The sequence below is a fragment of the Stenotrophomonas sp. genome (assembly GCF_059505245.1).
Genome location: NZ_JCACKF010000041.1, coordinates 20,466 through 32,274, shown reverse-complemented (window position 1 = coordinate 32,274; position 11,809 = coordinate 20,466). Strand labels below are relative to the sequence as shown.

Sequence of the window (11,809 nt, the reverse complement as noted above, 5' to 3'; positions counted from 1 at the left end):
GGTTTTGGGGGGTGGTTTCGGCGCGTTTTTCGTTTCTTTAATGCCCCCCCCCCGGTGCGTTTGTCCCCCCGCCCCCTGCGTGGGGGGGGGGGAAACAGCAGCCGAGCATGGGCTCGGCTCTACAACGGCGGCGGGTATGTGCGCCCTGCACGCAACGGGCGGAAATACTCGGCATTGCGATAGAAGGCGGAATCCTGCACGCCGTGCCAGCCAGGAATACCCGCCAACGGCAGGGGCCGCAGCTGCAGCGGATCGGTCACTGCCCTGCCTTCGGCAATGGCCGCAGTCACCGCGTCAACGCAGGCAGCATCGGCATCACCCTGCACCACCACGCACTTGCCCACCAGCAATCGCCCCGGCAGCAGTGCCTGTTCCATCAACGCGTGCCCGAATACCGTGGCAATGGCGATGTCACCGCTCTGCCAGCGCGTTGGCTCGAACAACGCAGGCCAGTCATGCCCATCCCACGCGCGCAGCAACGTGACATCACCCACACGCACGATCACGCCGGTTTCGTCGAACTGGGTCAAGGCGGCCTGCGCGCGGTTGCGCTGGCCGCGTGGCATGGCTTCGATATGCCGGCACTGCTGCACGTTGAGTGCCCGCTTGAGCTGCGGCTGGGAGGCCCACACCAGCGCGTTGAACAGGTCGTGCCAGTTGTCGGCACGGGTGGCGATGCGCCCCTGCGCGATGCGGGCCTCGTAGTGCAGGCCATCGGCCAGCAACGCGGCATCCTGTTCGACCAGCTGCCAACCCGGCAGGGACAGGCGTGCGTCAAGCGCCGCGATGGACGGCCAGTGGGGGCCATCCAGCAGATCACGGAAATCCTGCAGCCCGGCAAACAGCGGCTGCGCGAACACCTGCGGATCGATCGCCGCACGTGGCGGCGGTACGAAGCGCCGGACGCCGCCCCCGTCATTGGCGGCGGTCGTCGCTGCGGTCACAGCATCTTGAGATCGAATGCCGGGCGGGTAGCGGCGGGCAGCGCGTCACCGTACAGGTCGTGCTCGTCGCTCTCGGTGATTTCCACGTCGACGAATTCGCCCACGCGCAGCGGCACCTGGTCGGCGTTCTGGATGTGCACCAGTCCGTCGATCTCCGGCGCATCGGCCCTGGAACGGGCCACGGCGATATCGCCTTCGATGGCGTCGACCAGGCACTGCTGCACGGTGCCGATCTTGGCCTCCAGGCGTGCGGCGGAGATCTGCGCCTGCTTCTCCATGAAGCGGGCCAGACGCTCCTGCTTCACTTCCTCCGGGACAGCATCGGGCAGATCGTTGGCGGTGGCCCCCTCGACCGGCGAATAGGCGAACGCGCCCACGCGATCCAGCTGCGCTTCGTCGAGGAACGACAGCAGTTCTTCGAACTCGGACTCGGTCTCGCCCGGGAAGCCGACGATGAAGGTCGAACGCACGGTGATGTCCGGCGCGATACGGCGCCAGTTCTGCACGCGCTCCAGGGTCTTCTCGACCGCACCGGGGCGCTTCATCAGGCGCAGGATGCGCGGACTCGCATGCTGGAACGGGATGTCCAGGTACGGCAGGATGCGGTTCTCGGCCATCAGCGGCACCACTTCGTCCACGTGCGGATACGGGTAGACGTAGTGCATGCGCACCCACGCATCCAGCTCGGACAGGCCTTCGCACAGCGCCTTCAGGCGGGTCTGGTAGGCCTTGTCGCGCCACATCTTCTCGGCGTACTTCACGTCCACGCCGTAGGCAGAGGTGTCCTGCGAAACCACCAGCAGCTCACGCACGCCACCACGCACCAGGCGCTCGGCTTCGCGCAGCACCTCATCCACCGGGCGCGAGACCAGCTTGCCGCGCATCGACGGAATGATGCAGAAGCTGCACTTGTGGTTGCAGCCTTCGGAAATCTTCAGGTAGGCGTAATGGCGCGGGGTCAGCTTGATGCCGTAGTCGGGCACCAGATCCACGAACGGATCGTGCTTGGGCGGCAGTGCTTCATGCACCGCTTCCATCACGCTCTGGTAATCCTGCGGGCCGGACACCGCCAGCACGTTGGGGTACGCCTCGCGGATCTGCTCAGGGCGCTTGCCCAGGCAGCCGGTGACGATGACCTTGCCGTTCTGGTTCATCGCCTCGCCAATGGCATCCAGCGACTCGGTCACCGCCGAATCGATGAAGCCACAGGTGTTGACCACCACCACGTCGGCCGAATCGTAGGACGGGACGATGTCGTAGCCTTCCGAGCGGAGCTGGGTGAGGATGCGCTCGGAATCGACGAGGGCCTTCGGGCAGCCAAGGCTGACGAAGCCGACTTTGGGGTTCAGCTGGGACATGGAATCGCGGGACTCTGGGGGCCTGGGCCCCTGCCGGCATGGCAGGGGTACCTGGGGGCCGGGGCCTGAAAGGGCGCCAGTATACCGGGGTTGGCAGCCGCCCTCTGAACGCCCAGCCGCCCGATCGCGCACAGCCGCTGACACCGCGCTAACCCGCGCAGCAACGACAATGCAGCCCTGTCCCCTGCAACGAGAGTAGATGACGATGGCCGAGTGGATCACCCTGGATACGCATCACGGCCCGGTACGGGCCTGGCAGGCCCTGCCGGACGGCACCGCGCGCGGCGGCCTGGTGGTGGTGCAGGAAATCTTCGGCGCCAACCCGCACATCCGCAGCGTGGCCGAGCGCTTCGCAGCCGAAGGCTATGCGGTGCTGGCGCCCTCGTTCTTCGACCTGGTCGACGGCCCCGACGCCGACCCGGATGCGCTGCCCTACGACGCCGAGGGCGTGAAGCAGGGCCTGGAACGGGTCGGCGCGCTGGGCATGGAACGGGCGCTGGAGGTCGTGCGCGCGGCGGCCACCCGGCTGGCGCCCTACGGCAAGGTCGGCACCGTCGGCTACTGCTGGGGCGGCACGGTGGCGATGCTGTCCGCACTGCGCCTGGGGCTGCCGTCGGTCAGCTACTACGGTGCGCGCAACGTGCAGTTCCTCGACGAGGCGCCCAAGGCCCCGGTGATCTTCCACTTCGGCGCCCAGGACCGCAGCATCCCGCCGGAAGCGGTCCAGGCCCACCGCGAGAAGCTGCCGCAGATGGCCACCTACGTCTATCCGGCCGATCACGCCTTCAACCGGGAGGTCGGACATGCGTATGATCCAGACAGCGCCGCCCTGGCGCTGCAACGCACCCTGGACTTCTTCTCGGAGCATCTTGGATGAGCGAATTCGAACTCGATTCACGCCTGGCCACCGATAGCGTGCTGGTGGCGGAAGGACCGTTGTCGCAAGTGCGGCTGATGAACGACGAACGATTCCCCTGGCTGGTGCTGGTACCGCGCCTGGCCGGGGTGACCGAGTGGATCGAGCTGGACGGCGAGCAGCAGGACAAGCTGCGCACCGAGCTCAACCGCGCCTGCAAGGCCCTGAAGGGTGCCGACGGGGTGGAGAAGATCAACATCGGGGCGCTGGGCAACATCGTGCGCCAGCTGCACTTCCATGTCATCGGCCGCCATGACGGTGATCCGGCCTGGCCGGGCCCGGTCTGGGGCAGTGGCCCGGCGCACCGCTACGAGCCGGCGGCGCTGGACCAGCATGTCGCCTACTGGAAGGAACGGCTAGGATATCCGGCCCAGTCCTGAGCCTTCGCCGACCCGATGCGATTCAACCTCGTTGCCGCCGTCCTGCTGATCCTGATCGGCCTGTTCATGCTCGCCAGCAATCTCGGCTGGACGCACCTGAACCTGTCCAAGCTGCTGTTGACCTGGTGGCCGGTGGCCCTGGTTGGTGTCGGCATCGCGATGCTGTTCGGTCGCGGCAAATAAGGAAGGCGGCGCATTGCGCCGCCTTCCCTCATGTAGAGCCGAGCCATGCTCGGCTTCAATGCAGGGCAGCCGAGCATGGCTCGGCTCTACAAATCGCCTGCAATCGTCAGGTCCGCGGCAGGGTCACGCCGGTCTGGCCCTGGTACTTGCCGCCACGGTCGCGGTAGGACGTCTCGCAGACGTCATCGGCGGCCGCCTGGAAGAACAGCATCTGTGCCACGCCTTCGTTGGCGTAGATGCGCGCCGGCAGCGGCGTGGTGTTGCTGAATTCCAGGGTGACGTGGCCTTCCCATTCCGGCTCCAGCGGCGTCACGTTGACGATGATGCCGCAGCGCGCGTAGGTGCTCTTGCCCAGGCACACCACCAGGGTATCGCGCGGGATGCGGAAGTACTCGACGGTACGCGCCAGCGCGAAGCTGTTCGGCGGGATGATGCATTCGTCGGCGGTGATGTCGACGAAGCTGCCCGAGTCGAAGTGCTTGGGATCGACGATCGTCGAGTTGATGTTGGTGAACACCTTGAACTCGCGCGAGCAGCGCACGTCGTAGCCATAGCTGGACGTGCCATAGCTGACGATGCGCTGGCCGTTGGCCTGCTTCACCTGCCCGGCCTCGAACGGCTCGATCATGCCGTGCTGCTCGGACATGCGGCGGATCCAACGGTCACTCTTGATGCTCATGCTTTGTCCTGGGGGTACGAGGGGGCGCGAGGATTCTAGCAGGGGCCCGGCCTCGGCCGGCGGCCCCTGCCCCGGCCCTTACAGCAGCGACGACAGGATCGGGATCGAAGCCCGCGGGCGCCTGCCCACTTCCTCGATCAGGCGCTGTGCGGCATGGCGGTAGGCCTGGGCCGGCGCCGAATCCGGCTGGGCGACGGTGATCGGGGTGCCTGCATCGCCCTGTTCACGGATGCCGATCTGCAGGGGCAGAGAGCCCAGCAGCGGCACGCCGTACTGCGCGGCCATGCGCTCGCCGCCGCCCTCGCCGAACAGGTGCTCGATGTGCCCGCAACTGCTGCAGGTGTGCACCGCCATGTTCTCGACGATGCCCAGCACCGGCACCTCGACCTTCTCGAACATCTTCAGCGCTTTCTTCGCGTCCAGCGTGGCGATGTCCTGCGGCGTGGTGACGATCACCGCACCGGCCAGCGGAATCTTCTGGGTCAGGGTCAGCTGGATGTCACCGGTGCCCGGCGGCAGGTCGATCAGCAGGAAATCCAGGTCGTCCCACAGGGTGTCGTTGAACAGCTGGGTCATCGCCGAGGTGGCCATCGGGCCCCGCCAGATCATCGGCGTGTCCTCTTCGATCAGGTAGCCGATCGACATGGTGTCCACGCCAAAGGCACGCAACGGCTCGATGCTCTTGTTGTCCGGGCTTTCCGGGCGACCGGACAGGCCCAGCATGGCCGGCACGCTCGGCCCGTAGATGTCCGCATCGAGCACGCCCACGCGCGCACCGAGCTGCTGCAGCGCCACGGCCAGGTTCACCGAGGTGGTGGACTTGCCGACGCCGCCCTTGCCCGAACCGACCGCGATCACGTTGCGGATGCGGGCATGCGGCGTAAGTCCCTTCTGGACCTGGCTGACATGGGGACGGCGGGGAGAACTGTTCACAACGGGCACCGGCGGGGTCAGGGGGATAACCCGACATCATACAAGCTGGATGCAAGCTGACTGAAATTCAGGAATGCGACAGATTCGTGCACAGATTGTTAAGTTCATGTTACGTTCGATGAGCACTGTTTTGAGCTGCGGAGCCGGATATTCCAGCCCGCGCGATGGCGCATGCGCAGTGCCGTTTTTGTTTTTGCTCTCCAATGGAATTACATGAAACACGTCAGCAATACCGCACGTCGCAACACGCTCGCCGTCGCCCTGATGTCCGCTCTGATGGCCGCCGCCCCGGCAATGGCCCAGGACAAGGCGACCAACCTGGACAAGATCACCGTCACCGGTTCGCTGATCCCGCAGACCCAGGTCGAAACCCAGACCCCGGTGATGTCCATCACCGCCGAAGACATCCAGACCCGCGGCTTCAGCAGCGTTGCTGAAGTTCTGCAGCAGTCGTCGCTGACCACCGGCGGCCTGCAGGGTGGACAGACCTCGGGTGCGTTCACCCAGGGCGCCGAAGCCGCCGGCATGTTCGGCCTGAACCCGGGCTACACCAAGTACCTGATCAACGGCCGCCCGATGCTCTCGTATCCGGCGCTGTACAACGGCAGCGAGTCGTTCAACAACATCAGCGGCATTCCGATCGACATCGTCGAGCGCATCGAGGTCCTGCCGGGCGGCCAGTCGTCGCTGTACGGCTCGGACGCGATCGCCGGCGTGGTCAACATCATCCTGAAGGAACGCATGGACGGCGGCACGATGTCGATCCGTGGCGGCACCTACACCGAAGGTGGTGGCAGCAACATCCGCTTCAGCGCCGCCAAGGGCTTCAATGCATTCGACGACCGCTTCCACGCGCTGGTCAACGTGCAGATCGAAAACGGCAGCCCGATCTGGGGCTACCAGCGTGACATCACCAAGCAGAACAACCCGGTCGGTTACACCGCACAGCTGCCGTCGAACGACTTTGCCGTCATCGGCAACGCCGACAACAAGCTGTACATGATGGACCCGACCCGCTGCGCCAACGTCGCAGGCCTGTACGACGGCACCACCACCGTCGGCAAGCGTGCATCGGGCGAATCGTGCGGCTCGGTGTACAGCGCCGGCTACAAGACCCTGAAGAACGGCAAGAACAGCGGCCAGTTCTACTCGTCGATGACCTTCGACGTGAACGACAACTTCCAGCTGTTTGCCGATGTGCTGTACAGCAAGGAAAAGACCGAGTTCACCTCCGGCTCCAGCGCCCTGTGGTGGGGCACCAAGTCGGTGATGGGCGGCTTCTACGACCAGGGCCTGGGCAAGGTCGTGAACCTGCAGCGCGCCTTCGCACCGGAAGAAATCGGCCCGGGCCACTACAACAACATCCTGAACTCCGATGAGAGCCGTTCCTACCAGGTCACCCTGGGCGGCAAGGGCATGGTCGGCGACTGGGACTACAGCGCCAGCTTCACCCGCGGCGAATACCGCCTGGACCAGAACCGCTTCGCGCGCTGGAAGGACAAGATCGAAGGCTTCTTCGGCGACACCGTGCTGGGCCCGCGCCTGGGTACCACCGCTGATGGCTTCGGCATCTACAACCCGGACTACGCCGCGTTCTACTCGCCGATCACCCCTGACCAGTTCGCCAGCTTCACCGGCTATGGCACCCACCGCAGCAAGACCTGGCAGAACCTGGGTCGCGTGCAGGTGACCAACGGTTCGCTGTTCTCCCTGCCGGGCGGCGACGCCGGCCTGGCCGTGGTGCTGGAAGGTGGCAGCGAAGGTTGGGATTACTCGCCCGACCAGGCCTTCGTCGATGGCAACGCCTGGGGCGCCACCGCCGTGGCCGGTGCCGGCCACCGCAGCAACTACGCGGTGACCAGCGAACTGCGCATGCCGGTGTTCGAGTCGCTGACCATCAGCGCCTCGGGCCGCTACGACGCCTTCAAGATCGCCGACAAGACCGTTGACAAGGCCACCTACAGCATCGGCCTGGAATACCGCCCGGTTGAGAGCCTGCTGCTGCGCGGCAAGTACGGCACCGCATTCCGTGCGCCGACCCTGTCCGATGCCTTCCAGGGCATGAGCGGCTCGTTCGCCTCCGGCCAGAACGACTACTACCGCTGCAGCCAGATGGGCTACGCGCTGCGTGACGAAGCCTGCTCGTTCTACAAGACCACCTCGGTGTACAGCGAAAAGTCCGGCAACCCGGACCTGAAGCCGATCACCGCCGACGTGTGGAGCGCGGGCGTGGTGTGGGCCCCGGTGAGCAACTTCTCGCTGTCGGTCGACTACTACAACTGGAAGATCAAGAACGAGGTCAAGACCCTGAGCACCGACCAGCTGCTGCTGGCCGAGTACCAGTGCCGCAACGGCCTGCCGAACAACACCTCGGCCAGCTGCCAGAACGTGACCGACTGGGTGTCCCGCGACGCCGGTGGCAACCTGGCCCGCGTGTACACCCCGAAGCTCAACGTGGCCAGCCAGAACCTGGAAGCGGTGACCGTCGGCGCCAAGTACCAGCAGGACCTGGGCCGCTTCGGTTCGCTGATGTTCTCGGGCAACTACACCAACATGCTGAAGCGTGAAGTGGTGCCGCTGCCGGGCGCACAGAAGCTGGATCTGCTGAGCGATCCGTACAACATGTGGTACTACGACAACTTCGCCAAGGTGCGCGGCGATGTGTCGGTGGGCTGGGCCATCTCCAAGTTCACCACCACCCTGTACGCCAACTACGTCGGCAGCACCCCGAACTACCTGGCCTACACCGGCCGCAGCTATGACTACGTCCACTCCTCCGGCGCCAAGGCCGGCAAGTGGGGCTCGTACACCACCTACAACATGAGCCTGAACTACCAGGCGCAGGACGATCTGACCCTGTCGCTGATGGTCAACAACGTGTTCAACAAGCTGCCGGAAGGCCAGCGCTACAACTACCCGGGCAACGAATCGACCCCGTTCAACGACGGCTTCTACAGCGTCTACGGCCGTCAGATCTCGGCCCAGGTCAAGTACGACTTCTGATCCCGTCGTATTCCGGACTGCGTGTCTGGACCAGGCCCCGCTTCGGCGGGGCCTTTTTTTGTCCGTCGCACAGCGCGGCCACATCCCGTTCACGGTTCAGACACGTTTGACATGAACCGAAACAAATCAATACATATCAATGAGATGAAGGAGAAATGGGCGCTCCTGTCACTGCAAAGCGCGCCCATCACCCACAGCTTCATGACTCCCTCGTGAACGTTTGACAGGCTCGGTTAATGTCGTGTTAATCTCGGGTCATCGGCACGTGAAGCCGGTACCAGCGCCGGGTGGCAGCACGCTGCCGACCCCGGGCAAGGGGCACACGGAGACGCCGACAAGGACCTGTCCCGGTGTACGACGCAATCATTCGATTCAAGGGGATTTCAGATGATCAATCGCAAGTCGCTCAGCAAGCACCCGCTGAGCTTCGCCCTCGCCTCCGCCGTGCTGCTCGCTGCGGCTGCCCCGGCGATCGCACAGGACGCCTCGGGCTCGACGCAGACCACCGAAGAGGCATCCAAGTCCAAGGCCACCAATCTGGATACGGTGACCGTCACCGGCTCGCGCATCAGCCGCGACGTGTTCAACTCGGTCTCGCCGGTGCAGGTCGTCACCCGTGAAGAAACCACCCTGGCCGGCTTCAACTCGACCACGGCGGCCCTGCAGAGCACCGCGGTCACCGCCGGTGCGGCGCAGATCAACAACGCCTATGGCGGCTACGTCACCGACGGTGGCCCGGGCGCCAACACCCTGGGCCTGCGCGGCCTCGGCCCGACCCGCACCCTGATCCTGCTCAATGGCCGCCGCGTGTCGCCGGCCGGTACCCGCGGCTCGGTGGGCTCGACCGACCTGAACGTGCTGCCGAACTCGATCGTCGACCGCGTCGAAATCCTGAAGGACGGTGCGTCCTCGATCTACGGCTCCGACGCCGTTGCCGGCGTAATCAACATCATCACCAAGAAGAAGGTCGATGGCGTCAGCTTCGAAGCACAGCACAACGCCACCGATGGCGGCGGCGGTGAAGAGCGCCGTTACTCCATCATGTTCGGTGCCACCGGCGAGCGCTCGCACTTCTCCGGCTCCTATGAGTACTACACCCGCAACGAGCTGACCCTGGCCGACCGCAGCTGGGCCGGTGGCTGCCCGACCGACATGTACCGCGACATCGACGCGGGCGACTATTGGGGCAGCGGCGACTTCATCGACCCGCTGACCGGCAAGCCGAAGTGCTGGTCGCTCGATGCCGGCGGCACCACGCTGAACACCATCGGCACCAACACCCGTACCGGTGTTGCGGCCCCGGGCGGCGCCGGCACCCGCTTCAACCGCTGGCGCCCGAATGCGGCCATCACCACCGGCCTGGTGGGCTACGAAGGCGTGGACCTGAACACCCGCGACACCTTCGATCCGGCCATGCGCAACCAGTCGCTGATCTCGCCGACCAAGACCCACACCCTGTACCTGCAGGGTGGCTTCGACCTCAACGCACTGGGCGATGCCGAGCTGTACTACGAGTTCCTGGGCAACAAGCGCAAGTCGACCCAGACCGGCTATCGCCAGCTGACCCTGGACTATGCCGTAGGCAGCCCGCTGATCCCGGCCAACCTGCGTGACAGCGTTGCCGGTGCTCCGACCGACCAGACCAGCGGCAAGAACCTGGGCGTGCGTGCGTTCATCGGTTTCGGCAACGACACCAACAAGCAGAACGTCGACTTCCTGCGCTTCAATGCCGGCCTGCGTGGCCACCTGAGCTCGGAGTGGAACTATGACTTCAACGTCATGCACTCGCGCAGCGACGCCGACTACACCTTCGAGAGCTTCCTGACCAGCCGCCTGCGCCAGAGCCTGGACGTGGTCTCCAACGGTGCCGGTGGCTATGTCTGCCGGGACGGTTCCAACGGCTGCATCGCCGCGCCGGCGCTGAACACCAACACCATCGGTGGCAAGCTGCCGCAGGACTGGAAGGACTGGGTGTTCGTGCCGGTCACCGGCAACACGCTGTACAAGGAAACGACGGTCAACTTCAACGTCAACGGCCCGCTGTTCGACATGCCGTACGGTTCGGCCGGTGGTGCATTCGGCGTCGAGTACCGCAAGGCACGCATCGACGACACCCCGTCGCCGTACTCGATCAATGCCGACCTGTACAACCTGACCAACGCCACTCCGACCCGCGGTTCGGACTCGGTGTTCGAAGCCTACGGCGAACTGGAACTGCCGCTGCTGTCCGGCGTCACCGCTGCCGAGGAACTGACGGTCAACCTGTCCGGCCGCTACACCGACTACAAGTCCTACGGCTCGGATGAGACCTACAAGATCGGCGCGCTGTGGACCCCGGTGAAGTGGCTGTCGTTCCGCGCGTCGTACGGCACCTCCTACCGCGCACCGGCACTGTTCGAACAGTTCCTGGGCGGCACCACCGGCTTCCTGAGCAGCAGTGCCGACCCCTGCAACGAGTATGGTGATCGCAACCCGAGCTCGCCGCGTTACCAGAACTGCGCATCGCTGGGCCTGGCACCGGACTACCTGGCCACCCAGGGCGTGACCGTGGTCACCCAGGGTGGTGCCGAGGCCGGCCTGGAAGCCGAAACCTCCAAGGCCAAGACCCTGGGCGTGGTGATCCAGCCGGAATTCGGCAGCGGCTTCGGTGACCTGTCCTTCGCCGCCGACTACTTCGACATCGAAGTGAAGAACGGCGTCGACAGCGCGGGCGGCGCGAACATCCTGTCGCGCTGCTACGACAGCGGCAGTGCCGACTTCTCCTCCGGTTCGGGTCTGTGCCGCCTGGTGGCCCGCAACCCGGTCAACAACCAACTGGTGGTGACCAACGGCTTCATCAACCTGTCCACCGACAAGGTCCGTGGCCTGGACTTCACCACCCGCTATGTCCGCGAAATCGGCCCGGGCACCCTGCGCACCACGCTGCAGTTCACCCACTACCTGGAACAGGCCAGCAAGGTCTTCTCCGACGATCCGCTGGTGGACTACAACGGCATGCTGTCGCGTCCGGAAAACACCGCCTCGCTGGACCTGAGCTACAAGTGGAAGAACTGGCAGGTGCGTTACGGCCTGGACTGGATCGACAAGATGGACAGCTACGCGTACTACGAGGAGCGCAACCCGGGTGACTTCGATCCGGCCACCTCGGCGTACAAGCTGTACACCCCGAACTACTTCCTGCAGGCCATCTCGGTGAAGTATGAAGCGGACAAGTGGTCGGTCACCGGTGGCGTGCGCAACTTCGCCGACCGCAAGCCGCCGACCATCTCCCAGGGTATCTACAACACCGTCGGCAACGCGCTGCTGTACAGCGGCTTCGACTACTTCGGTCGCAGCTACTTCCTGAACATCACGCGTTCGTTCTGATCCTGCTCCCTGCAACCGCCGCCCTTCGGGGCGGCGGTTCCATTTCA

9 protein-coding genes are annotated in these 11,809 nt (G+C 65.0%); 5 read left to right on the top strand and 4 right to left on the bottom strand.

The window, feature by feature from the left end; genetic code table 11:
- Positions 1–119: 119 nt before the first annotated feature.
- Together AC5JLE_RS15740 and rimO are read right to left on the bottom strand one after the other, a co-directional pair.
- Complete coding sequence (locus AC5JLE_RS15740) at positions 120–944, bottom strand: DUF3025 domain-containing protein (RefSeq protein WP_496065452.1); 825 nt, start codon at positions 942–944, stop codon at positions 120–122.
- The gene (gene rimO / locus AC5JLE_RS15735; RefSeq protein ID WP_049407526.1) at positions 941–2,302 is read right to left on the bottom strand and encodes a 30S ribosomal protein S12 methylthiotransferase RimO; all 1,362 of its coding nucleotides are present in this window, start codon (positions 2,300–2,302) and stop codon (positions 941–943) included. Before rimO ends, AC5JLE_RS15740 begins: the two co-directional genes overlap by 4 nt.
- Before the next feature lie 205 nt (positions 2,303–2,507).
- On the opposite strand from rimO, the gene AC5JLE_RS15730 reads away from it, so the two are divergent.
- Genes AC5JLE_RS15730 through AC5JLE_RS15720 form a run of 3 tightly spaced genes read left to right on the top strand, consistent with a single transcriptional unit; the run spans position 2,508 to position 3,781 of the window.
- Positions 2,508–3,179 (top strand): dienelactone hydrolase family protein, encoded by a 672-nt coding sequence (locus AC5JLE_RS15730; protein WP_032957503.1) that lies wholly within the window; start codon positions 2,508–2,510, stop codon positions 3,177–3,179.
- A complete protein-coding gene (locus AC5JLE_RS15725; RefSeq protein ID WP_014647910.1) occupies positions 3,176–3,598 on the top strand; it encodes an HIT domain-containing protein in 423 nt (140 codons plus the stop codon). Before AC5JLE_RS15730 ends, AC5JLE_RS15725 begins: the two co-directional genes overlap by 4 nt.
- Positions 3,599–3,613: 15 nt before the next feature.
- Positions 3,614–3,781, top strand: a complete 168-nt coding sequence (locus AC5JLE_RS15720; protein ID WP_005418011.1) for a LiaI-LiaF-like domain-containing protein — start codon at positions 3,614–3,616, stop codon at positions 3,779–3,781.
- Between the two features lie 106 nt (positions 3,782–3,887).
- Here the strand turns inward: AC5JLE_RS15720 and dcd are convergent, their stop codons facing one another.
- Complete coding sequence (gene dcd, locus AC5JLE_RS15715; RefSeq protein WP_014037995.1) at positions 3,888–4,460, bottom strand: dCTP deaminase; 573 nt, start codon at positions 4,458–4,460, stop codon at positions 3,888–3,890.
- A gap of 78 nt (positions 4,461–4,538) precedes the next feature.
- On the bottom strand, positions 4,539–5,393 hold the full coding sequence (gene apbC / locus AC5JLE_RS15710) for an iron-sulfur cluster carrier protein ApbC (RefSeq protein WP_014647911.1): 855 nt from the start codon (positions 5,391–5,393) through the stop codon (positions 4,539–4,541).
- Between the two features lie 213 nt (positions 5,394–5,606).
- On the opposite strand from apbC, the gene AC5JLE_RS15705 reads away from it, so the two are divergent.
- Complete coding sequence (locus AC5JLE_RS15705; protein ID WP_014647912.1) at positions 5,607–8,396, top strand: TonB-dependent receptor plug domain-containing protein; 2,790 nt, start codon at positions 5,607–5,609, stop codon at positions 8,394–8,396.
- Positions 8,397–8,783: 387 nt separating this feature from the next.
- Positions 8,784–11,762 (top strand): TonB-dependent receptor plug domain-containing protein, encoded by a 2,979-nt coding sequence (locus AC5JLE_RS15700; protein WP_032957471.1) that lies wholly within the window; start codon positions 8,784–8,786, stop codon positions 11,760–11,762.
- Positions 11,763–11,809 lie beyond the last annotated feature (47 nt).